Consider the following 23,867-nt stretch of genomic DNA (forward strand, 5'->3'; position numbering starts at 1 on the left):
CCGCAAGCAACTGGAGTACTTCCCTACCTTGCGAGCGGCAATGGAGTATGTTCTGAGTTTAGTGTCCTAACCAACCTGGCGGTTGCTATATCTATTTTAAAATCAGGAAACCTAAAGAAACGCTAAAATCAAGTCAGCCTTTGTATTGTAGCGGTTGTGTCCCACATCACTCAGAGTGCGGTTCACTGCATAAATCCTGATTGTCAACGTCCTTATCCTCAGCCTTGGGGAAACAAATTTTGCAACAGCTGTGGCGCACCGCTAGAGTTGTTAGACCGTTATGTTCCACTTCAACCCTTGGGATCGGGAGGATTTGCCCAAATATATACGGTTTGGGATGAAAAAACTCAAACAGAGAAAGTACTGAAAGTATTGGTAGAAGATTCGCCAAAGGCACTGGAATTATTTACCCAAGAGGCAGCAGTTTTATCTAGCTTGCAGCATCCTGGTGTCCCCACAGTCGATGCTGATGGATGTTTTAACGTAAACCTGTTTAATCCTAAACCACACCAACTGCCTTGTCTGGTAATGGAAAAAATTAACGGGCGGACTTTAGAGGAGATATTAAAAGAGTTTCCCCAAGGGTGTCGAGAGAGTTTGGTTTTAAACTGGTTTGCCCAATCTCTACAGATTTTACAAGAATTACACAAACGTCAGATTCTTCACCGGGATATCAAACCTTCTAATTTAATGCTGGGCACTTCTTCGCCGTCTGTAACGCCTCCTCAAGGACAAACAGAGGGCGATCGCCTGGTACTAATTGATTTTGGTGGTGCGAAACAATTTAGCGCCTCTAAGCTGCGTTCTGTGTCTAGTTCCACACGATTATTTTCTTCTGGTTACAGTCCACCAGAACAAGTAAGTGGAGGTATTGTTGGGCCAAGTGCCGATTTTTATGCCCTTGGTCGAACGATAATTGAACTACTAACAGGTAAATACCCCCTAGAGTTGGAAGATCGGCAAACGGGTAAATTGCGCTGGCGAACTGCGGTGAATGTCAACCCACAACTAGCAGATTTGCTGGATGAAATGGTGCAAGAAGATGTGCGATCGCGTCCAGCAAATGCAGCTATAATTCAAAAACGTTTGGCGAAGATTTCTCAACCATTACCGCCACCAGGGTTATTTGCCCAACTGCGAGACAAAATTAAGCAAGCCTCAACCCAAGCTTTCCAGAGATTTACACTGCTAACACAAGCTATTGAACAAGTTCTGGCTAACTTTAGCCAAGCTGTCACTAAAACCGTTATTTTTATCGCTAAGACAATCATCAAAATTTTCCGAGCTTGTTTAGCGACGATTTGGGCGACGATCTTGAGTACTATCGGCGCTTGTTTTGGTGCGATCGCTGGTTTTATTTTGGCCTATCGCACCAGCTTGGGGCGTCAGGTTGTGGAATTGATTGGGAGTCAGCTAAACCAATTAGTACCAAATACTCAACCCGTCTTTGGGGCAGATATTTTGGTGTTCGTCGCAGCAGGCTGGGGAACCGCATGGGGACTGACAGTATCCGGGTGTTTTGGTCAACGGCGGCGGTTTTTAGTGGCTTCCCTGATGGGCATGATTAGCTATGGCTTCGGCTGGTTGATTTTGCAATTAATCACCCCAAAAGATAGCGGCGAGGGCTTAGTGGCAGTGATTTTAGTGGCAGTTTGCCTACTCACCTTGAGTTTAGGACTTCGCAGCCATCATGTGGTGTACGCTGTATTCGCAGCCTTTGGCAGTGCGATCGCCTATGCAGTTTTGATTCTTCTGAAGTTAGCACCTCCAATTTTCCAATTTACTAGTCAACCAGCCTGGTTGGAGTTAAAGTTACCTCTGATTTTTTTTGGCTCTGTAGGCTTCTTGATCAGCTTCTGGTTAGGAGTGAGTTATTACCTAATTGTCCCTGGACTGCGCCTTTTAGGATGGCGATGAAAAAGAGCAGGAAAGCAGGGAAGACGAAGAGACAAGGGGACAAGGGAGACAAGGGGGACAAGGAGACAAAGGGGAATTATTGAACAAGTCTCTCCCTTATCTCCCCTCTCTTCCTTGTCTACCTTGTCTCTTCTCAATTGCCCCATTCCCCATTCTCCATGCCCAATACCCAATACCTAAAAACAAGATCCCCCTAGTCGCATTTTTTATCGAGCTAGGGGGATCACATATTTGGTAGTCTATAATAGGTTCGGTATAGTTCCTTACGATTTGATTCTATAACCTATATTTTTGTTTGAGTAGTCTTGCTATTATAATTTATAGTATTTTTACAGCTTCTTAATCAATGCTTCATCCCTGTACTTCCCTAGAGAAGCGGTATATGTAAGGATGACAGTATGCGATATACGTAACTTGTCATTTTTGTAAATATCAGTAAAAAATATGAAACTTAAAATTGTTGCCACCGTCTCCCTGCTAGCTTGTTTAGGGTTTGCAGAGCAGGCTCTTGCATTAAATCAGCTAGACTTGGATCAGTTAAAGGCAACAAGTGCCTGTCCTCGGTGTAATTTGAGTGGCGCTGACCTAACTAAGCTGAATCTAACTGGAGCAAATTTGCGAGGGGCTGACTTGAGCGGCGCTACATTATCTCAAGCTAATCTCACAAATGCCGATCTCACAGGTGCAAATTTAGAAGGTGCGGTTCTGAATTCGGCGAATCTCAGTGGTGCTTCTTTAACAGGAGCAAATTTGAAATCAGCATCCCTGGAAAATGCCGATCTGTCTTTTGCCGGCTTCATCAGTACCAATTTAGAAGCAGCAAACTTAAAAGATGCCAAATTGCAATTTACTAATTTTCGGGGGGCTAACTACCGACTAACAACTTTAAATAATGGTATTGTCACCTCCGACAAACCTTATGGTTGGTCGTTAGAGCGTCAAAATCCCAGAGAATGTAACGAGTACAAACCCGAAAATACTTTAGCCACAACCTGCTACTCAAAATAAACTGGGGCATTGAGCATTGGGCATTGAGAAGAGACAAGATAGACAAGGAAGAGGGGGAAATAAGGGAGAGACTTGTTCAATAATTCCCCTTGTCCCCTTGTCTTCCCTGCTCCCCTGCTCCCTGCCCCTTGCTCCTCTGCTTGTTCTCAACTATCCTTGTATAGCAAAAGCATTTTGTTTGTTAACATTTCTTTATCATGGGAAAAAGCCTATAGATTAATTAAATCGATGCTTACCCGTATTAAAGACTTAGCAGCAAAACTAGCGCCCCGCTTAATTGAAATTCGCCGCCACATCCACTCTCACCCAGAACTTAGTGGTCAGGAGTACCAAACAGCAGCCTTCGTAGCTGGTGTTTTGTCTTCCAGTGGGTTGCATGTACGAGAAGGAGTTGGTAAAACGGGCGTGATTGGAGAACTCCAAGGCACTAGCCAAAATGACCGTTTATTGGCAATTCGCACTGATATGGATGCCTTGCCAATTCAAGAGCGCACTAATTTAGAATATGCCTCTCGTGCGGATGGTATTATGCACGCTTGCGGTCACGATGTTCATACCACTGTGGGGTTAGGAACGGCAATGGTGTTGTCCCAAGTGGTAGAGGAGTTGGGTGGGAAAGTGCGGTTTTTATTTCAACCAGCGGAGGAAATTGCTCAAGGGGCAAGCTGGATGGTGAAAGATGGAGCGATAGAAAACGTCTCAGCTTTATTAGGGGTTCATGTTTTCCCTTCTATACCCGCAGGATCTATTGGCGTGCGTTATGGGGCATTGACTGCCGCTGCTGATGATTTAGAGATTCTGATTATGGGAGAATCTGGGCACGGGGCGCGTCCCCATGAGGCAATTGATGCAATTTGGATTGCTTGTCAAGTCGTTGCTGCACTGCAACAAGCCATCAGTCGGACACAAAATCCTTTGCGTCCTGTAGTCTTGAGTATAGGGAAATTTAATGGTGGCAGAGCGCCGAATGTAATTGCCGATAAAGTGCAGTTATTGGGAACCGTGCGATCGCTCCATCCCGAAAGCCGTGCCCATCTCCCAAACTGGATTGAAAACATTGTATCTAATGTTTGCTATACCTACGGGGCAAAATATCAAGTCAATTATCGCCAAGGTGTACCCAGCGTCCAAAATGATTACACCTTGACGCAATTGTTACAATCAGCCGCCGAAGAAGCTTGGAGTAGCGATCGCGTTCAAGTTTTACCGGAATCCTCCCTTGGATCTGAAGATTTTTCTATTTATTTGGAACACGTCCCTGGTTCTATGTTTCGCTTGGGTGTAGGCTACAAAGAAAGAATCATTAACCACCCATTACACCATCCCCAATTTGAAGTCGATGAATCTGCAATTATCACCGGGGTTGTAACTTTGGCATATACCGCTTATAAATACTGTCAGCAAACTTTGTAAATAAAAACTCCCAGCATTTATCTGCTGGGAGTTTTTATTTAACTAACGGAACTTAAACAATTTTGAGGCTTATTTACAGCAGTTTTCATGTATTTGAACCACATCTGTTGTAAGTAGGGGCGCAAGGCCTTGCGCCCCTACTGCGTGGTCTATTTACCTGAAAATAGCTATAAGCTTCAAACCCATACAGGGTATGGAAAATACACCAAATGCTTAAAAATGCTTGAAACTTAGATACATCAAGAGACTAGGCTTAACGATGTCAAAGTCTCTCTATATATAAATTTGAGCCTTTTTTCTACCTACTTTCTGTCTAAGTCCTACTAACTTTTTTTAGCGGATATAGAAAGCTTGAAAGCATCCTACACATTCGATTCGCTAACAACGCCCAATTTCTCTTGAATTCGGGTCTTAGCGGCTTTGAATTCAGTCGCCAGTTGTTCAGTTTGCTCAGTGCTTAAATTGTTGCGAATGGCGGCAAACATTGTGCTTTCTTCTTGACGAATATGGTCGCCAACAGCTTCCATAAGCTGTCTAACTTGATCTTTGAATTCAGATGAAGAAGGGCTAATAGCCTTAATTTGGTCTAACACCCGCTTCATTTCAGCTTGTTCATCAAACAATTCTTGGGTGTTATCTTGACCGTAGAAAGGACGTACTTTTGGATAGACAACTTCTTCTTCAGCTTCAGCGTGGGCAGTCAAATCCTTGTAAATTTGACCGAAGTACTCTTGGATCTTTTGTGGATCGTTGCTTTGTAGTAGTTCGGTGAATAGGGTATTTACCTTGTTGTGATCGAGGCGGATGACATCTTGGATATTTAGATCCTTTTTGTCGCTGTTTTGGGTGACAGCACTACCTACCACACCACTAACTGCGGCCAAAGCGTCTTGAACACGTGCCCAAATTCCTTGATCTGCATCTTGTCCAGTGAGTTCGCGGACACCTATAATTTCCAGAATGCCTTTGAGTTGCTCTTGGTGAGCGCGGTTCTCAAAGTTAATCGTATTCAAAGGTGCGATCGCTAGCAACACATCAGCACCGACTTTCTGAGCAGCTTTGTGAACTATCAAGCCACTCGTTACTAATTGATGTTTCAGCAATTCATGCTGAGATACTTTTTCATAGAGGCTCAACTCAGAACCTTTGAACAATTCACGAGCTTTTTCAATGAATTGTGTAACATTTTTTTTGGGTTCAGCTTGAATCCCATACTGACCAATTATGGTTTCTAAAACACCAATATTTTTTTGATCGTCATTGATAAAATTTCGGATGCGATCAGCAATCTCGGCATCAAGTCCTTGGGTCAAAAGCGATTGTTCATTTTCGATGACCAACTGTTGAAGTGCTTTAAGACTTGCAAGTTTTACAGCAATAGCATTGCGTTTCGTATCATCTAATGTAGCTACCATCCGTGTTCTCCTCGGCAAAGTGTTCGTAATTCTTACTGATATAACCTTGGCACAGAGATTAGGAAGGCTCCATCTTTCTTTTGAGCGATCGCTCTCATCACTCTGGGTAGATAAACAAAACTTTTCAGTAGAGAAAAATTGAAGCGATATTTCATATTTTTGACATTCAAATTTAAGAGATTATCTATTTGAAAATAACCTATATCTTGGGAATGAAAATTAACATCAAAAAACTACTTCTTATTCAAGAGGGCAAAATCGTAACTACTTCCACTAGAACAAGACTCACAACGCTCAATTTTGACAAGTAAAGCTTCTCCTTGACGCTCACCGGAAGGCGAAAACTGAATCATTCCGGTTGCTCCAGATGTTGAAAAATTGGGATTAGACAATACCCTTTGTAATCCTTCGCGGGTACTGTCTTTTTTTAAGCCAGCAATAATTGCTTGGAGCGCATCATAAGCTCCCGCCGTTCTGTGATTTACTTGTGCATTCCAAAGCTGAAAGGCATTTTTTGCAAAAGAGTTATCTTTATTAGCATCACGATGCCAATATACAGGTAAAACCATTCCTTCAAGATCCTTGCCATTTTGTAAAGTTGTAGCACTGTACATAGTTTCAGAAGCAAACAGTGGCTTTCTACCTTTAACCTCTTGTGCTACCTTGGTGGCAAAGTATATATTTCTGATTGAAGGCATTAGTAAAAAGCCACTTGCATTTTCTGTTTCTATAGCTTTATCCACAAAAGCTTTCGGGTCAAAATTCTTATCTGCTAAATTGCAAGACGTACTAATAACATGGCTGCCATATTTTTTGATAGCTTGAGTGTACTGTTCTACAAGTATCTGATTTGATGAAGAGGTTGAATTATCTCTTGAACTACGAACATCGCCACAAATAGCAACATTTCTTGCTTGTCGAGCAATATAGCGAGAATGAGTATCTATTAAATTATCATATAGCGGATTTACATGAAACAAATAGTTAGTGTTGGAATTATTTAACTGACTATTTACTGTATTATTTTCTAATTTTTCTGGATTTTCTGCTTGATTTGGTAGCTCAACTGGCAAGACTAAAACCAAACCTTTATCTTTATATATTTCTGCTTTACGTCTAACACCCACAGCAGCTACAAGGCTTTTATCTTGAACTAATTCATTATCTAGGCGGGCAGAATCTTCTCTATTATCAGCACTTGCAATTACAATTTGCAATTTTTTACCATTAATTCCTCCTTGGTTATTAACTTCATTTTGAGCTTGAGCTACACCACGTAAAATTTCTTCTGCCAAACTAGGATCGAAGTTAATTGGTGCTACAATTGCAACTTTTATAGCTTCTAAATTATCTCGTGCTATTTTGGCATTGTTTAAATAAATTAAAGTTTCTGGGTCATTGCGATTCTTTTTCAGAGAATCAGTAAATTTTTTAACAGCAGTATTGAAATCTTTCTCAGCAAAAGCTTTAACTCCATCTGTTTTTTCCGGCGATGTTTGCACTTTCACCAAAATTCTTGTACCCAAATTCATTAGTGAAGGCTTATTTGGAAATGAAGATGAAGTTTGTGTCGGGTTTGATGATGTTGTTATAATAGTAGAAGAAACTTTATTAATTAACCATAAAATAGCTGCTACCATTACTCCAGCCAGACTAAGAGAAATAAGCAATTTCAAGTTTTCTTTTTTATTTGTCATAAATAACTACCAAGTTTTCTAAAATTTCTTTAAAATAGATTATTGAAAATTGAGCAAACTCAAAAAATTAAATATATTTAGAAATTAGTTTGTTAATTATTTCAGACACACCTACAATAATAACTGTCAATAAACCTGCCAAAATAACTAGTAGTCCTACAAGTAACAGTCCATTGAAACCAGCTTTGAGCAGATTATTAGTTAGAAGATTTCTGAAAATAAAGACCACGAGGGAATTTGCGATGATAGCAACAACAATTAAATAAGCTTTTTCCAGAAGTGGACGCGATTGAATAAAGACTAATCCTCCTAAAATTAGCAACCACAATCCAGAGCTAATCCAAGTAGTTCCGAGGAAACTTATAAGTGCGATCGCTAAAAATGAACTACCCGATCCAGCTATTATTGCTCCAGACAATAATCTACTGTTAGAGAATTGCGGTAGATGTCGAGTTGATTTATGCTGATTTTGTGGTTGCGCCCTTGATAGCAGAGTAGGTGAAATAACTGTAGAAGCTAATGTATACCTTAGCGGTAGCAACTTATTCAGGTCTTGTAAGACAGCCTGTGCAGATTGATAACGCTGTTCGTGATTTTCTTGTAGTGACTTATTAAGAATCATTTCTAATTCTTGACTTATGGGTTGCGTTAAATACTGCCGCCAATTAGAAGTCCAACCATAGCCTTGTTTCATCCACAAACTCGAAGGAGAAATATTGGTCAGCAGTTGAAAGCAAGTTATTCCTAAACTATAAATATCACTAGACAGAAAAACTTTACCTGTTTGCATTTGCTCAATCGGTGCATAACCTAATGAACCAATAATTGTCCCTATCGTAGTGTTTGTAGGTTCCGTCTTTTGCTTTGCCACCCCAAAATCAATTAGTACTAATTTTCCATCATTTTGACGACGAATAATATTTTCTGGTTTAATATCTCGGTGAATTACTTGTTGTTGATGTATGTCCACCAGTACGGATAATATATTATTCAAAAAATCTCGAATCTTGGCTTCATCAAAAACCCCTTGTTGTTTTAACTCTTGCAACAGATTTTGCCCTTCGATAAACTGCTGCACTAAATACAGATATTCAGCTTCCTTAAAATATGCATACAAATTAGGAATTTGGACATGTTCTCCTAGTTCTTTGAGACGTTTGGCTTCTCGTTCAAACAACTCAGTCGCTTTTTTATGTGCCTGACTACCCTGACTGGCATAAAATTGATTTAGAACCAGCTGCTTAACAACACATCGTTCATTGAGCTTGTCTATATCTTCTGCAATATATGTGCGTGAAAAACCTCCTCTTCCTAATGGTGTGATGATTCGGTAACGATTTCTCAATAGTGATACCAACTGTGTGCCACAACTGAGGCAGAAATTTGCCCCGTCAGGATTTTTGGGATTCTCACAATTAGGATTTAGGCAGCAGACCATATAATTATCGCTGTCATTTTATTAGTTTTTAGAATATACCTTAAATTTTCTCGAGGCATTACATTGCAAAGTCTTTACATCGATAATGATGATCGCTTCTTGTTCTTTTCAACAATTGACCTAACTCTACATTGTGATAATTATGTGTAAGTTGAATATTTTTGTAGAGATACCTACCCTATTCTAGTCAATAAAATAAAGCTTGGCGATCGCTACCCTTCGATCCCAAACAGGAAATAACCTGACTTTTAGCAGCCAGTAACTTTATCTCTATTAGCCAAAGATTGCACTTTTCATTAAAGCATTTCAATGACTAAATTCTTCTATGCGAATCAACCGCAATTCTCAGAAGCAATACAACTCTTCAGGTAACACCTGTTTCCCACAGAAGCTTTTTCTACCCTACTAACGCGGTAATTACCACACATCTCCATTGTGGGGTTTACAAAACTCCCCGCAATTGTGACGATTACGCTAAAATTATTAAAGGTTCTTTACAGAATTTGCTGATCGTTCTCAATTCTGTTAAAACAGCCTAGCATTCAAATGTAAATCTTATAAACATCCTCTAGAGTTCACCAAAAGCTTCTATGACGCTCCCAATTCGCAACGTCGCCATTATCGCCCACGTTGACCACGGCAAAACCACGCTGGTTGACGCACTCCTCAAACAATCCGGCATTTTCCGCGAAGGCGAAGACGTTCCGGATTGCGTTATGGACTCCAACGCCCTAGAACGGGAACGGGGTATTACTATCCTGTCCAAAAATACGGCGGTTCGCTACAAAGAAACACTAATTAATATTGTTGATACTCCTGGACACGCTGACTTTGGTGGCGAAGTTGAACGAGTACTCGGCATGGTTGACGGATGTCTTCTGATTGTCGATGCGAATGAAGGCCCGATGCCCCAAACACGCTTTGTTCTCAAAAAAGCTTTGGAAAAGGGGTTGCGTCCCATCGTTGTAATCAACAAAATCGATCGCGGTCAGGCTGACCCCCACGTTGCAGTTGATAAAGTCTTGGATCTGTTCTTGGAATTAGGGGCAGATGAAGACCAGTGTGATTTTCCTTATTTATTCGCCTCCGGAATGGGAGGTTTTGCTAAGGAAACCTTGGAAGCAGAATCGATAGATATGCAACCTCTGTTTAACGCGATTCTGAAACACGTTCCATCACCAGTGGGCGATCGCAATAAACCTCTACAATTACAAGTCACAACCCTAGATTATTCTGAATATCTGGGACGGATTATCATTGGTAGAATTCACAATGGTACTATCCGTTCAGGACAACAAGCCGCTTTAGTCACAGAAAATGGCACCATTGTCAAAGGTAAAATTACCAAGTTGATGGGCTTTGAAGGACTTAAGCGCGTAGACCTGGAAGAAGCAACCGCAGGTTATATTGTGGCGGTGGCTGGTTTCGCTGATGCTTATATTGGGGAAACGATTACTGATCCTAACGAACCCCAAGCTTTACCACTAATTAAAGTGGATGAACCAACTTTGCAAATGACTTTCTGGGTGAATGATTCGCCCTTTGCTGGTCAAGAGGGTAAATTGGTGACATCAAGACAAGTACGCGATCGCCTATTCCGCGAACTTGAAACCAACGTGGCTTTGCGTGTCGAAGAAACTGATTCTCCCGATAAATTCCTCGTTTCCGGTCGGGGAGAACTCCACCTGGGTATCTTAATTGAAACCATGCGCCGGGAAGGCTTCGAGTTTCAGGTATCTCAGCCACAGGTAATTTACCGCGAAGTCAACGGTCAACCTTGCGAACCTTACGAACTTTTGGTATTAGACATTCCTGTTGATGGTGTGGGTAGCTGTATTGAACGCCTGGGACAACGCAAAGGCGAAATGCAAGATATGCAACCAAGTAGTGGCGATCGCACTCAACTAGAGTTTGTCATTCCCGCCCGTGGATTGATTGGTTTTCGGGGTGAATTCATGCGGATGACTCGTGGTGAAGGCATCATGAACCACAGCTTCTTAGACTACCGTCAACTGAGTGGCGACATTGAAGCTCGTAACAAAGGTGTTTTAATCTCCTTTGAAGAAGGCGTTTCTACCTTCTACGCCATGAGAAACGCTGAAGATAGAGGAGCATTCTTTATTGTTCCCGGTACAAAGGTTTACAGAGGCATGATTGTAGGCGAACACAATCGTCCGCAAGATTTGGAACTGAATATCTGTAAAACCAAGCAGTTGACAAACCACCGCGCTGCTGGTGGCGATGAATTAGTGCAACTGCAAGCACCGATAGATATGAGCCTAGAGCGTGCTTTGGAATACATTGGCCCTGATGAATTAGTGGAAGTTACACCCCAATCAATTCGTCTGCGGAAAATGTCGAAGAAGTTGGTTAAACGGTAAGTAAAGTAATAATCTAATTGATTTAGAAAGCCCACATCAGTGGGCTTTTTTGTTTGCTAGGTCTATAATAATCATTTTTAAAATGGGTATAACAATAAATACAAGTCTAATAATATTTGATGTATATTACACATGAGCCAGAGTAAGCAGCACTTAAATCATCTTATATTAGGAAAGTTGCTCAAAGAATTTAGACCAAAAATTTCCAGACAACTTAGTAAGACTATTGGTATTACCTTATTTTTTCTTTTATTTGGTGTTGCATTATTTATCACTGGGTTGCCGCAAGGAAGTGTCAGCCTCATTATAGGATTAGGTTGTCTTATAGTATCTGGTGTTTTGGCATACGGAATTATAGATATATTAAAAGATCGTTTATTCGTATATGAGAAGGGATTAGTCTATCAGTCTAGCGATAAAACAAGAGTTATAAATTTTAGTGATATTGTGGCGTTATGGCAGTATAGCGCTAAATATTATTTATACTTTGTAATTCCTACTGCTAGAACAAATTATGAGTACACTATTGAAACTAAAGATGGTAAAAGAACAATTATGGATGAAATGATTGCTAACGAGGAATTAGGTAAGTATTTAAATTATGAACTTTTTAAACACCTGATGCCTAGCCTCAAGTTTAATTATGCTCTAGGACAAGAGATTGTTTTTGGAGAAATAACAATTAGTAAACAGGGAATTAAAGTTCAAAATGATACTCTACCTTGGTCAGATATTAAAAATATAGATATTTCAGCAGGAAAACTTTACATCAGGAAAAAAAATAGTGGTTGGCTGGACAAGAATTGGTATGTTACGAAAGTATCGACAATATACAATTTATATATTTTTATAGAAATGACTAATACAATTCTTAACAGTGCAATACCTTAATAGCGATTTAGTTTATGAAGTCACTGAAGCTCAAGGCTAGCCGTATGTATGGATATAGATGCGAGTATTGCGAAGGAACTGTTCGACCTCGAATTGTAAAGCGCGAAGCATTTAAACATAGAGATAGATTTGTCATCCTCGAAGATGTGACGATTGGTGTTTGTGATACCTGTGGCAATCAGTACTATTCTGCCGATATTCTTCATGCGGTTCATGCTGTTGCAACTGGAGCAAAACCCCCTGAAAGAACCGAAAAAATTCCGGTTACTCATCTAGAATCAGCATAATCAACGCCGCGTAATGTTAGTTTCTCAAGTTGTTAGTAAAGACAGATTGCTATCCAGCAGGCATTATTACAGAAAGCGATGTCTACGACAGGCTACGCCTACGCCCTTGCCGTGCATTTAGTCAAATCCTTGAGTAAAAATGAAGAGGACTGAAAAAGGATTATTCTCATGACTATTCGTGAAACTGCGATCGCAAAATTGCTGCAACTTTCCGAACCACTCTTGCAAGAAGTGACCGATTTCATTGATTTTGTTATCCACAAACATCAAGTTAAAATTGCTGACACTCAGCCTGATGAAACGCTTGTGGGAAAATGGTCACAATGGTTTGAGGCTGTGGATTCCCTAGAGGTATCTCCACCTGAACCAGTCAGCAACTATCAGCAACTCCTACTCAATAAATATCGGCAACAAGGGCTAGAGCTATGATCCTGTGCGATGCAGGAGTCTTATTGTGTTTAGTTGATCGCACTCAGCCTCAGCACAATGCTTATAAAATCGCAGTGATGCGTTTGGTAAAGCCTCTTGTCACAACCTGGTCATGCCTGACGGAAGCCATGTATATTGCCCTGCATCGTGGCGGCTGGCAAATGCAAAAACAGTTGGGGCAGCTTCTTTTAGATCAACTACTGACCGTTTACGAAATTCAGGAAAGTGATTACAGCCGTTTGTTGGCGCTGATAGAACAATACCGCGATCGCCCAATGGATTTAGCAGATGCAACGTTGGTTTTGACGGCTGAAATGACAGGGTATCGTCAAATTCTCACCCTCGATTCTGATTTCTTGTTTTATCGAATTGGTTATCAAGACACCTTTGAAATTATTTCAGTCTAAAAGTAATGAGTAACCAAATCACGATTTAAATGAGGTTTAGCACTGTATATTTAAGGTAAATAGTTTTCATCTAATAATTGTACAAAAGTATAAGGACACTTTTCTGGAAAAATAGTTAAATCGGTTTTAATTTTTACAAAATCAACTGCACTTTGATAAATATTCTCTAAATCATCCTGTAACTTGTTTATTAAATTTGTTGTTAAATGATTATTTAAGTCATATCTAAAAGTTTTAATTTCTCCAATCCAATGACGAGAACTTCTTTCATATTCTATCTGCCAATATTGGAGTAATAATATATGAATAATAATTTGCCTTAAAAGACCTTTAGATTTAGCTAAATCTCTTTTACCCAAATTGATTAATTCCTCAATCAAGTTTTCTAAATCCAGTTGGTTAAACTGTTTTCGTTTTAATAATTCAATAGTTGCTTCTAACCATAAATTTTCATCAGTCTCATAGAGTTGTTTTAAGTCAGTAGTAGTTGTCATATTTTACCTTATACCTATATTCCATAATTTAATCATAGTTGAAACTAACATTGAAGCAGGAGAGCGATTTTTTAGTGAATTCAACCGTAACTGTCAACAACTTGTTGCCTTTCCAAACAGTGGTAAAAGTGACGCAAAAATTCGTCCACACCTTCGAGGTATATACTTGCAAGGCTATATTTGTTTTCTACAGATTATTAGATAATAGTATCGAAATTCTATGGATTGTAAGTGGTCGTCTTAACTTTCCATCTCTTTTTGAGCAATTCAACTAAAAGCTTTTTTGGTAAACTCCTGAGACACTGTGAATTTTTGGTGGTGTTGGGTTAAAAAAGAAACATGAAAATTATCAAACCCATTACTAATTGGTTAGAAACCCGCGCCAGTGCCCCTGCTTATGGCGGTTGGGTACTAGCAGCGACGGCTATTTGTTTTTTTGGCGCAGGTATCAATACGATGGCTGGCTGGCTTTACGCCATTAGCGGCATCAGTTTTGCCCTTTTGGGTGTAGCAGCCATCTTACCGCCACGATCGCTCACAAATCTATCTATCACCCGCCGTCCTATGCAACCTGTGTCAGCAGGCGACGATCTAACAATGGAATTAGAAATCTGCAATCAGACACAGCAGCCTGTAAGCTTATTGCAAGTTGAAGATATACTGCCCTTCGTCTTAGGGAAACCAGTACAAAAAGCAATTGAAACAATTCCTAGCCGAGGTAGTTACCGTTGGGTATATTACCATCCGACTCAGCGTCGGGGTGTTTATCGCTGGCACACAGTCGAACTGGGTTCTGGTGCGCCTTTGGGGTTATTCTGGTGTCGCCGTCAGCGTGATTGTGCTGCTACAGCGATTGTCTATCCGACAGTGTTGCCCTTGGCTACCTGCCCCCTAATAGACGAAATGGGACAAGAAGAAAGCAAAAGGGGCGATCCTCGTGGTAGACCTTTGCAGACAGCAACAACGGGGCTAGTGCGATCGCTCCGTCCTTACCGTCTAGGAGATGCCACCCGTCTGATTCACTGGCGAACTAGCGCTCGCTATGGCGAATTAAGAGTGCGGGAGTTGGAAATGGTAACGGGTGGACAAGAAATAGTTATTGCCCTAGACAGTGCTAGCAATTGGGAAGAAGAAAACTTTGAACAAGCAGTAATTGCCGCAGCATCACTGTATTTTTATGCACAGCAACAACAATTACAAGTGCAATTGTGGACAGCATCAACAAATTTAATCAAAGGCGATCACTTTGTTCTAGAAACCTTAGCAGCAACCAGAGCATTAGAAGATGCCAGTTCAGTAGTTCCTAAAAGCTATCCTTTAATTTGGCTGACTCAAAACCCCTTGAGCCTTGCTACTCTTCCTCAAGGCAGTCGCTGGGTGTTGTGGCCAAATATTTCCTCACCAGCAGAACAACAGGTAATCAATTGGGATCATCCTGGTATAGTTTTGCAAAGTAATCGCCCATTGCAACCCCAACTACAAAAAACATTACATTCATAAATCAATTCAAATTTTATAATTTCAAAGACTGCTAACAAGTTAAGCCTCTGCGATTTCTGCGATTTTCTCTGATCCCAGTACACCGCATATATCAGCCTTTGAGCAAAGGTTAAGATAATTTGAGCAGGTAAGGTTGGGGAAATACACCCAGTAATCCCTTAATGAGACTAAGGTACAATGCAAAGAAATATTTAAATTATGAGCGACATGATCACATCAGAACATAACACAAAATCCAGCGATAAAAGCCTAGAGGCAATGCGGCATTTTTCTGAACAATACGCCAAGCGTACTGGAACATACTTCTGTTCTGAACCTTCTGTCACCGCAGTTGTGATTGAAGGACTAGCCAAACATAAAGACGAACTAGGTGCGCCTTTATGTCCTTGTCGCCATTACGAAGATAAAGAAGCTGAGATTCACGCCACATATTGGAACTGTCCTTGTGTGCCAATGAGAGAACGCAAAGAGTGCCATTGCATGTTATTCCTCACCCCTGACAACGAGTTTGCTGGAGATAAACAAGAAATCTCTCTGGAAACAATCAAAGAAGTACGAGACAGCATGGGATGAGCGAAATCATCCCCCAAGAGTTTTGGCAAGGCGTAGAACTGTTCAATTCTGGACAGTTCTACGCTTGTCATGACACTTTAGAGGCTTTGTGGATTGAAGCTGGCGAACCGGAAAAAACCTTTTATCAAGGAATTCTCCAAATTGCTGTGGCACTGTATCATTTAGAAAATCGGAACTGGCGAGGTGCTGTAATTCTATTGGGAGAAGGCAGCAATCGCCTACGCCGCTACCCATCTACTTACGGCGGCATTGACGTAGATGAGCTATTGAGTCAGAGCGCAGTTTTGTTGACGACTTTACAACAAATAGGGCCAGACAAAATTACATCTGGTGAGTTGGGTGAAAATCAAGTCTTATCTTTGCCTAGAATTGTGCTGACTACTGATTAGACATCTGGTGAAATTATGCGTTGCCCGAAGTGAAGTTCCTGGTAGGCACAATTCATGTAGACGTAAAGCGGCTTAAGGCAGGGTATTGTGTGTACGTCATTTTTACTCAGACAATTACCTGAAACCTTAAGGTTAGGGGTAGCGTCACTATTTCAGCCAGTAGTTATCGGAAATCACTCCAGATTGTATATTTCATATCTGGATAAAGTACTTGAGATAATTAGAATGCAAGCTGAAATCCTAAATCCCCAATTGCTATGATGCCCTGCTATCAATTACCCTTATCCCAGATACGTCGCTTTGGATTAGCTTTAATGTTGCCGGCTGCACTTTTGGGCGCTTTTGCCTTACCTACCCAAGTGCAAACCGCTACTGCACAAACATCTCAGGCAAATCGCCCTCTAACTATCCGCGCTGATGTGCAAGAATATGACGCGAAAAATCAAGTAATTACCGCTCGCGGTAATGTGCAAATGTTGTATCCGGCTCGCCAACTTCAGGCAACAGCTGCCCAAGCACAGTATTTTAGTAAAGAACGCCGAATTGATTTCAGTGGCAACGTCTATATTTTGCAAAAGGGCGGTAACAGTATGCGGGCGGAGAAAGTAACCTATTTAATTGATGAAGGGCGATTTGTTGCTTTACCCCAATCTAATCGTCAGGTAGAGTCCATCTACATGGTGCAGGAATCAGATGATAATGGACAAACTGCGACACCTGCCCCAAAGACACCACCTTTGAAGCGTTCTAATTAGCATTCACCACTAATAAAGGGTAGCTTCCAGAGTGAAAATTGTTTTAGAGAATATTCATAAATCTTACGGCAAGCGAGTAATTGTCAATCGTGTCAACCTTTCTGTTGCTCAAGGTGAAGTTGTTGGTTTACTAGGCCCCAATGGGGCTGGTAAAACCACAACCTTTTACATTGCCACAGGTTTAGAAAAACCCAATCTCGGAAAAGTCTGGCTGGGTAATGTAGAGGTGACGGGAATGGCAATGCATGAAAGGGCACGATTGGGTATTGGCTATTTAGCACAAGAAGCAAGTGTTTTTCGCCAACTCTCGGTAGAGGATAACATTCTGTTAGTGCTAGAACAAACTAATGTGCCACGATGGGAATGGGCAAGGCGACTCAGAACTTTACTGCGGGAGTTTCGGTTGGAAAAATTAGCTAGGAGTAAAGGAATTCAACTTTCTGGTGGTGAGCGACGGCGAACGGAATTAGCAAGGTCTTTAGCTGCTGGACGAGAAGGGCCAAAATTTTTACTTTTGGATGAACCATTTGCGGGAGTTGATCCGATCGCAGTCTCAGAAATTCAGCAAATCGTAGCACGACTACGCGATCGCGGTATGGGAATCTTAATTACAGATCATAATGTCCGTGAAACCCTAGCGATCACCGATCGCGCCTACATCATGCGTGAGGGACAAATTCTCGCTTTTGGCGCTGCTGACGAACTCTACAGCAATTCTCTCGTGCGGCAATATTATTTGGGGGATAATTTTCAAGTCTAAATTAATAATTATTTAGTTAATAATTTCAAATGATATTTTGATTTTTGATTCTTCAGCATGAATTTAAAGTATTAAATTTTGATACTAAATACAGTAGAGATGCTTTCCTTTCCCAGGGTTGCCAATTTTTAACTTTTAAAATTGCTTATGATATCAAAGAAGCTCACGTCTTTCTATAGTCTCTATTCGCTGCTGCCTTTTACGATCATGGATCGCTACCTTGCCAGCGAATTGTTAGCACCGTTTTTCTTTGGTGTCGGAGCTTTTTCATCAATTGGCGTCACTATTGATGCTGTATTCGATCTCGTCAGAAAAATTGTCGAATCTGGGCTACCTATAGATATTGCTATTCAAGTTTTTTTATTAAAATTTCCCAATTTTATTGTTTTAGCTTTCCCCATGTCTACGCTGCTGGCTACTTTGATGACTTACAGTCGTCTTTCTAGCGAGAGCGAACTCATTGCCCTGCGTGGTTGTGGCGTCAGTGTCTATCGCATGGTGCTAACTGCTGTGATGTTAAGTCTTATAGTCACAGTAATGACATTTGTATTTAACGAAGAAATTGCACCAGCAGCAAATTATCAAGCGGCGATGACTCTGGATAAAGCGCTCAAATCAGACAAGCCAATTTATAAACAGCAAAATATTTTCTATCCTGAATACCAAGATGTTGCCCAGCCCGATGGCTCTAAGAATCGGATATTGACACGCTTGTTTTACGCCGACCAATTTGATGGTAAGCGGATGACAGGGTTGACAATTATAGATCGCTCAACAAAAAATCTGAATCAAATTGTGGTATCAGAATCTGCTAAGTGGAATCCTTCTCAAAATGTCTGGGATTTTTACAACGGTACGATCTATTTTGTTGCTGCCGATCGCTCTTATCGTAACATCGTCAGATTTGAACACCAACAACTGCAACTACCGCGCACGCCATTAAGTTTGGCAGAAAAAAGCCGGGATTATGGTGAAATGAATATTTCTGAAGCACTAAATCAACTAGAAGTGGAAAATCTTGGTGGCGATCGCCAAAAAATTCGTAAACTTGAAGTGCGGATTCAACAAAAAATCTCTTTACCTTTTGTATGCGTGGTTTTCGGCTTGGTAGGCGCAGCGATGGGAAGCATACCCCAGCGGACGGGAAGAGGTACAAGCTTTGGAATTAGTGTCCTAGTTATATTTTCGTACTATTTAATTTTCTTTATTAGTGGGGCGATCGCACAGGCAGGTGTCGTCTCTCCCTTTATGGGGGCTTGGTTACCCAACTTTCTTTTTTTAGGAATAGGTTTATTCTTATTGATACGAGTTGCAAGACGGTAAATTGACGAGGATACGGAAGTACACAAACAATATTAAACATCTGGTGAAATTAAATATGCGTTATCCATAACCCTTGCAGAAATATAGCAGTGGTACGTCTCTACATTTATTTTCACCAGATGTCTATTATTCTCCCTCATCCCCCACTTCAATTACGGATGATAATTTCGACATTGTGGTGCATCGGGGTTTTCCTTGCAGTATTCTTCAAAAGAAACTTTCGCTGATATCATACTCTCAGCTTTCTGATGAGCTGCTTCTGCCTGAAGTTCTTCTACCTCATCCCAGGCAGCTGCACAGGGTTTAGAATAAGCACCTTGTTCAGTGCAAATAGCACGAGCTTGCTCAATTGCTTTTTGAATTCTCTCTTCCAGCAATAGTGCTTTTGGCGCTTCCACAAAGTCGCTTTTAGTCAAAATGTCAGTAATCGAGATGATGCCCAACAACTTGCCTTGAATCACAGGTGCACGATGAATACCAGTATTAGCAAATAACCGCGCTACATATTCCACACCTAAATCAGGATTGACCACAATGCAGGGCTTGCTCATAATTTCATAAACCCGCACTTGCTTTGGATCTTTCCCGTAGGCTGTTATCTTATAAACAATATCCGTTTCTGTGACAATGCCATAAGCATCATTGTCATAGCGACGATCCACAACCAGCGCCCGCAATCCTTTATCCTTCATCAGCTCCACTGCTTCAGCAACAGTTGCCGAACCGCGAATGGTAACTACGTCTTTGGTCATGATATCTTCAGCTTTCATCATTGTTGTAGTCTCCTGGTTAATAGTCCGATGCAGCACAGCGCCCTCATGGACGTATCGAAGCGTTGCAACGCACAGTTGGCTAACTAGAAAGTAAAAAAAGTTGAACTTTTGCCCAGCTACAACAATAAATTAGACCAGTTGTCAACTCCTGATGTTATCCAATGTAACCAATGCTCAAAAACTAAGCATAAATTGTGATAACATTCTGCCGCTCAACAAATATTTATTTTTTAATTGCCGAAAATTGCCGTATTTTCCAGAAATAGCTAGAAATCCAATTGGTGATAATATGAGCGACAATCGGTACTAACAAGTTGCCTGTGAGCAGGGCGCTATATGCCAATATCATCCCGACAATTGTTGCCCAAATTACATAAGGCCATTGTTGGGAACCGCTAAAATGCAAAATGCCAAAGCAAAGACTGGATATAATTACAGCTGTAATATCGGAGCCTAAAGCTGGCAGCATCACACCCCTAAATAATAATTCTTCACTCAACCCTGGTAGCAACCCCAGCCAAATTAAATCTGGTAAAGCTAAAGGCTTCAGTACCACTTCTAGGTAATAATTTGCACTTTTACGATAGGTATTCCACAGGCGATAAGTTAAGCCACTTAACGCAGTGATAACGAACCCCAACCCTACACCTAGCAGCAGATCTCTTTGGTTAAAGTCCCAAGAAAATAGCGAAAAGTTGCCGAAGTATAATGAAAGTTTGGCGACTATTAACAAAATGATTGCAGTCGCTCCCATCGCCCCAAGTACTTGGATGCGTGTCAGGTATGGAATTTCTGGTTCTTGCTTTTGTTGTTCAATCACGGGTTTTTAAAGGGAGTGAGGCAGGGGAGCAGGGGAACAGGGGACAGGGAGCAGGGGGCAGGGAGCAGGGGAGACAAGGTGGAATTATTGAATTATTGAATAAATCTCTCTTTGAAGTTCTGAGCACCGGAAGCTGGCGCTCAGACTTCTCTCCTTGTCTTCTCCCTCTTCCTTGTCTCCTTTGTCTCTTCTCCATGCCCTATGTCCCATGACTAATGAGTAATGATTACTGACTGCAAAGGTAATAATTTGGGACGGAGAGCAAAGGGATTGATGCCTGCTTTATGTGCTACCAATACACCTACTGCTTCTAAATATGAGTTTACCTGTATAGATTTGATCCCCAAGGGTTGGGCAGGAACTTTTATCAGAGTTTTATTTTCTTCTACTGTAATTATTTGGCATTGTTTTTGGCTTAAACTCAGTAAAGCACTGCTACCACAAGCATTTGCAGGTACGATCGCAACATCCACTTCATCTATCCAAATATCTCCTTGCTGCGATCCGATTGCTCCTCTCTCTATTATAAATTGTGGGGCACGACTTAATCCGACAAGGACGCACGGTAAAAAGGTATAGCCCAATTCTTCGGCGGCAGAACGAGGAGATAAATCAGGTTGTGGAGGTTCGCTCAAAAGGGCGGGAGAATGGGCGCAAGGAATTTGAAAGGTTCGCACTAGCAAATGGCTAATTACGGCTTCCGCACCCGCTAAAGAATCTACGCCTTCACCGTGGCGGTATTTTTGTACTGCTTCCTCATCCATATCATCCGGGAAACGGGCAACAACTGCGATCGCTTCTGCCCCCGCTTTTTTAATTAATATCTCAGCTGCTCTTAACAAGCTATCCGGGTTGCCAATTGTTCCCCAACTAGCTCCCAATGCTGTAGTCCGTAATTCTATATTTAATGGTGCATCAGTAATTACATAATCTGTTAGGGCCAACCCCAAAGTTGCTCTGACTGCATCTGCTGCTTGTATATGTCGTAGCCGTAACTCTGGCTCAATGGCTTGGTCTAAAAGCAAACCTACTTTGTTGGTACGGACTGGACGTAAACCCCAGCATCCAGAAGCAAATTTGTCAAGCCCGTAACCTTCTACATAGAAAGTGTTAGGGAGATTCCAGTACAAACTTGCGCCATTCAGGACATTGGGGTGAGTAATTAAGCGATCGCAAACCTGTGCTATAACTTTGGCAACAGGCAAAGCATCTCCTGCATAACCCCCAATGGCAGCCCCAACGCCAGTTGGTACAATTAAGATGGCAGTATAGGGACGATTCATATCAAGCGCTGTTAGCGGTAGCAGGGCGTTTAGTCCGTACTGAGTTATAAATTAAAAGCCATTAAATACTAACTCCCAATTCCCAATTCTCAACTTTACAACTTTCATCTTTCAACTCTCAACTTCTAACTTAGCACTCATTACTTAGCACGGGCTAAAGCGCCCCGCTACCGCTAACAGCACTCTTTGTCACCACGGCTTCAACTGTAGCTTTTTGTTCGTCAACGTCCACAGAGGTAATTGCCCAACGAAGGGGTTCCCCTTGTTTATTCAGCTCTGTTTCAATTGCTTTTAGTAATTCTGCAGGAGTTTCTTTTAAATTAATTTCTGCGGTAATAAAATGAGTTGTCATTTTGGTAAATCCTGTTGATTTGTAATTTCTAGAATAGCTGATATTAGTTGCTAGTAAATACTTATATTATTTATCATTTTTGGTAATTAAAGCGAACAGTTATCAATAATCAATCAGTATACTGATAACTGTTTCTGATTATTAGTCTTTACCAAATTGCAACTGATAAACTATTTCTTCTTTTTCCGTCTGAACTTTCAAATCAGAAAGGGGTTTAGCAACACAAAGCAATACGTAACCTTGCTTTTGCAAATCTGGACTAACGCCCATGCCATCCGTTTGATCCACAGTCCCCTCACTTATTTGACCAGCGCAAGTTGTGCAAACACCTGCATTACAAGAACTCGGCAGTTCCAAACCAGCAGCATCGGCAACTGATAAGATTGTTCTATCTTCAGGAACTTGCAAGGTATGAATTTCGCCTTGGTGATTAATTTCTACGGTGTAAGTTTTGGGCATATACAAAGTCAAATGATGCAACGAACAAATTTATTATTCTATCTGAGTTAGCTAAAATTCTCTAGATACTAGCATAAAAATTTAGGTTAAATACTGAGATTATAGTCACTAATTATGAACAATTTTTAGACTAGTAACATTAATTACTATAATTAGAATTATTAGTCAAATTTACTATAAATATATATGCGCGATCGCGTTTCTTTAGAGACTGTATCTGTAAGTCTGCCTTTTGGCATTGGTTCGATGTCTTGGAAAGTTGACACAACACAAAAGAAGGCGGCTTGGTCACTTTATGTGGAATTGGTGACGCACATTATTGCTGTGTAATCATTAGAAGTTGACCAGGGTTTGGTACGAGAAGCGATGAACTCTCTTTATAGTTTATTTGGAACAACCCGCGAAGTTCTCAAAGTCGCCGGGCCTAATGTGGGTGCTTCTCGTGATTCAGTGGGAGGAATTGCGATCGCAGTGTTGAATAATGGCTTAAGACCGTTTTTGGCTAAATGGCATCCGTTGCTGCAAGCGTGGGAAGCTAGACGAGCTGTGGGGGTGAGTTCCAAGGAACATGAGCAGAGTTGGTCGGAGGAACCGAAGTTGTGACGTGAGTTGGAAGCTTTGCGCGGTGGGTTGGAAGATTACGCCAAAACGTTGGCGATTATTGCAGGTGTGGAGGAGTGATAAATGCCATCAGACAGAAGACAATTTTTGAAATGGGTGGGTTGGGGAACTTTAGGCTTAGTGGGACTTAGGCAAAAAACACCGATAAAATGACCTCAAACGTATATCTCAAAGGATTTTGACATCGTTTTGCTTGGTTTATTGATATATCTAGGTTTCAGGCGTTTTCAGGCATTTGGTGTATTTACCTTACCCCACAAGGGTTTAAGGCTTATTTATTCCTCAAAAATGTTTAAGTCCCGTTAGTAATATCAGTCGTGGGTGGAGGGATTTGGAGTCAACACACACTTAAATCAGAAAAAGGCATTGACTATACCAGACTACCCGACTTATACCAATTCTCTAAAATTGGACTACAGATGAGAGAATAAGAATAAACCAGATGAAGGATGAACAATGTCAGGGATATATCAGCTAGAAAT

The 23,867-nt window shown here is 41.1% G+C and carries 23 protein-coding genes and 1 pseudogene; 15 read left to right on the forward strand and 9 right to left on the reverse strand.

The window, feature by feature from the left end:
* The first annotated feature begins 156 nt into the window (after window positions 1–156).
* The 3 genes from V7K89_RS13355 to V7K89_RS13365 all read left to right on the forward strand — a co-directional run bounded on the left by V7K89_RS13355 (window position 157) and on the right by V7K89_RS13365 (window position 4,338).
* The gene (locus V7K89_RS13355) at window positions 157–1,917 is read left to right on the forward strand and encodes a serine/threonine protein kinase (RefSeq protein WP_335187782.1); all 1,761 of its coding nucleotides are present in this window, start codon (window positions 157–159) and stop codon (window positions 1,915–1,917) included.
* Window positions 1,918–2,361: 444 nt separating this feature from the next.
* Window positions 2,362–2,925: a pentapeptide repeat-containing protein gene (locus V7K89_RS13360; RefSeq protein ID WP_335187784.1), complete on the forward strand. Its 564-nt coding sequence runs from the start codon at window positions 2,362–2,364 to the stop codon at window positions 2,923–2,925.
* 228 nt (window positions 2,926–3,153) lie between these two features.
* Entirely contained in the window at window positions 3,154–4,338 is a 1,185-nt protein-coding gene (locus V7K89_RS13365) for a M20 family metallopeptidase (protein WP_335187786.1), read from the forward strand.
* Window positions 4,339–4,700: 362 nt separating this feature from the next.
* Here the strand turns inward: V7K89_RS13365 and V7K89_RS13370 are convergent, their stop codons facing one another.
* The 3 genes from V7K89_RS13370 to V7K89_RS13380 form a co-directional block, all read right to left on the reverse strand.
* Complete coding sequence (locus tag V7K89_RS13370) at window positions 4,701–5,753, reverse strand: hemerythrin domain-containing protein (RefSeq protein ID WP_335187788.1); 1,053 nt, start codon at window positions 5,751–5,753, stop codon at window positions 4,701–4,703.
* Window positions 5,754–5,986: 233 nt separating this feature from the next.
* Window positions 5,987–7,450, reverse strand: a complete 1,464-nt coding sequence (locus tag V7K89_RS13375; RefSeq protein WP_335187790.1) for an ABC transporter substrate-binding protein — start codon at window positions 7,448–7,450, stop codon at window positions 5,987–5,989.
* A gap of 67 nt (window positions 7,451–7,517) precedes the next feature.
* The gene (locus tag V7K89_RS13380; RefSeq protein ID WP_335187792.1) at window positions 7,518–8,888 is read right to left on the reverse strand and encodes a serine/threonine-protein kinase; all 1,371 of its coding nucleotides are present in this window, start codon (window positions 8,886–8,888) and stop codon (window positions 7,518–7,520) included.
* Window positions 8,889–9,478: 590 nt separating this feature from the next.
* Here V7K89_RS13380 and typA point away from each other — a divergent pair.
* The 5 genes from typA to V7K89_RS13405 all read left to right on the forward strand — a co-directional run bounded on the left by typA (window position 9,479) and on the right by V7K89_RS13405 (window position 13,283).
* Window positions 9,479–11,269, forward strand: a complete 1,791-nt coding sequence (typA, locus tag V7K89_RS13385) for a translational GTPase TypA (protein ID WP_335187794.1) — start codon at window positions 9,479–9,481, stop codon at window positions 11,267–11,269.
* A 132-nt stretch (window positions 11,270–11,401) separates the two neighbouring features.
* Window positions 11,402–12,160 (forward strand): DUF6585 family protein, encoded by a 759-nt coding sequence (locus tag V7K89_RS13390; protein WP_335187796.1) that lies wholly within the window; start codon window positions 11,402–11,404, stop codon window positions 12,158–12,160.
* Window positions 12,161–12,174: 14 nt separating this feature from the next.
* Window positions 12,175–12,447 carry a YgiT-type zinc finger protein gene (locus V7K89_RS13395; protein ID WP_335187798.1) on the forward strand — a complete coding sequence of 91 codons (273 nt, stop codon included), beginning with the start codon at window positions 12,175–12,177 and terminating at the stop codon, window positions 12,445–12,447.
* Between the two features lie 168 nt (window positions 12,448–12,615).
* On the forward strand, window positions 12,616–12,876 hold the full coding sequence (locus V7K89_RS13400; RefSeq protein ID WP_335187800.1) for a hypothetical protein: 261 nt from the start codon (window positions 12,616–12,618) through the stop codon (window positions 12,874–12,876).
* Window positions 12,873–13,283 carry a type II toxin-antitoxin system VapC family toxin gene (locus V7K89_RS13405; protein WP_335187802.1) on the forward strand — a complete coding sequence of 137 codons (411 nt, stop codon included), beginning with the start codon at window positions 12,873–12,875 and terminating at the stop codon, window positions 13,281–13,283. Before V7K89_RS13400 ends, V7K89_RS13405 begins: the two co-directional genes overlap by 4 nt.
* Before the next feature lie 50 nt (window positions 13,284–13,333).
* Here V7K89_RS13405 and V7K89_RS13410 read toward each other — a convergent pair whose 3' ends face one another.
* On the reverse strand, window positions 13,334–13,777 hold the full coding sequence (locus V7K89_RS13410) for a DUF29 domain-containing protein (protein ID WP_335187804.1): 444 nt from the start codon (window positions 13,775–13,777) through the stop codon (window positions 13,334–13,336).
* A 339-nt stretch (window positions 13,778–14,116) separates the two neighbouring features.
* On the opposite strand from V7K89_RS13410, the gene V7K89_RS13415 reads away from it, so the two are divergent.
* The 6 genes from V7K89_RS13415 (at window position 14,117) to V7K89_RS13440 (ending at window position 19,077) form a co-directional block, all read left to right on the forward strand.
* Window positions 14,117–15,277 carry a DUF58 domain-containing protein gene (locus tag V7K89_RS13415; protein WP_335187806.1) on the forward strand — a complete coding sequence of 387 codons (1,161 nt, stop codon included), beginning with the start codon at window positions 14,117–14,119 and terminating at the stop codon, window positions 15,275–15,277.
* A gap of 207 nt (window positions 15,278–15,484) precedes the next feature.
* Complete coding sequence (locus V7K89_RS13420; protein WP_334908375.1) at window positions 15,485–15,850, forward strand: ferredoxin thioredoxin reductase catalytic beta subunit; 366 nt, start codon at window positions 15,485–15,487, stop codon at window positions 15,848–15,850.
* A complete protein-coding gene (locus V7K89_RS13425) occupies window positions 15,847–16,239 on the forward strand; it encodes a DUF309 domain-containing protein (RefSeq protein WP_335187808.1) in 393 nt (130 codons plus the stop codon). Before V7K89_RS13420 ends, V7K89_RS13425 begins: the two co-directional genes overlap by 4 nt.
* 257 nt (window positions 16,240–16,496) lie before the next feature.
* Entirely contained in the window at window positions 16,497–16,994 is a 498-nt protein-coding gene (locus V7K89_RS13430; RefSeq protein ID WP_335187810.1) for an LptA/OstA family protein, read from the forward strand.
* A 31-nt stretch (window positions 16,995–17,025) separates the two neighbouring features.
* Window positions 17,026–17,754: an LPS export ABC transporter ATP-binding protein gene (gene lptB / locus V7K89_RS13435; protein ID WP_335187812.1), complete on the forward strand. Its 729-nt coding sequence runs from the start codon at window positions 17,026–17,028 to the stop codon at window positions 17,752–17,754.
* 207 nt (window positions 17,755–17,961) lie between these two features.
* Window positions 17,962–19,077, forward strand: coding sequence for an LptF/LptG family permease (locus V7K89_RS13440; protein WP_335187814.1), 1,116 nt, complete (start codon window positions 17,962–17,964; stop codon window positions 19,075–19,077).
* A gap of 152 nt (window positions 19,078–19,229) precedes the next feature.
* Here the strand turns inward: V7K89_RS13440 and V7K89_RS13445 are convergent, their stop codons facing one another.
* The 5 genes from V7K89_RS13445 to V7K89_RS13465 form a co-directional block, all read right to left on the reverse strand.
* A complete protein-coding gene (locus tag V7K89_RS13445) occupies window positions 19,230–19,850 on the reverse strand; it encodes a CBS domain-containing protein (RefSeq protein WP_335187816.1) in 621 nt (206 codons plus the stop codon).
* A 223-nt stretch (window positions 19,851–20,073) separates the two neighbouring features.
* A complete protein-coding gene (locus V7K89_RS13450; RefSeq protein ID WP_335187818.1) occupies window positions 20,074–20,670 on the reverse strand; it encodes a CPBP family intramembrane glutamic endopeptidase in 597 nt (198 codons plus the stop codon).
* A 212-nt stretch (window positions 20,671–20,882) separates the two neighbouring features.
* The gene (locus tag V7K89_RS13455) at window positions 20,883–21,953 is read right to left on the reverse strand and encodes a DUF3326 domain-containing protein (protein ID WP_335187820.1); all 1,071 of its coding nucleotides are present in this window, start codon (window positions 21,951–21,953) and stop codon (window positions 20,883–20,885) included.
* A 154-nt stretch (window positions 21,954–22,107) separates the two neighbouring features.
* Complete coding sequence (locus V7K89_RS13460) at window positions 22,108–22,305, reverse strand: hypothetical protein (RefSeq protein ID WP_335187822.1); 198 nt, start codon at window positions 22,303–22,305, stop codon at window positions 22,108–22,110.
* A gap of 141 nt (window positions 22,306–22,446) precedes the next feature.
* Window positions 22,447–22,764 carry a 2Fe-2S iron-sulfur cluster-binding protein gene (locus V7K89_RS13465; protein WP_335187824.1) on the reverse strand — a complete coding sequence of 106 codons (318 nt, stop codon included), beginning with the start codon at window positions 22,762–22,764 and terminating at the stop codon, window positions 22,447–22,449.
* Between the two features lie 186 nt (window positions 22,765–22,950).
* Here V7K89_RS13465 and V7K89_RS13470 point away from each other — a divergent pair.
* Window positions 22,951–23,445 (forward strand): annotated as a pseudogene (locus tag V7K89_RS13470) (hypothetical protein).
* The last annotated feature ends 422 nt before the right edge of the window (window positions 23,446–23,867 follow it).

Source organism: Nostoc sp. (assembly GCF_036917515.1).
Taxonomy (GTDB): domain Bacteria; phylum Cyanobacteriota; class Cyanobacteriia; order Cyanobacteriales; family Nostocaceae; genus Nostoc.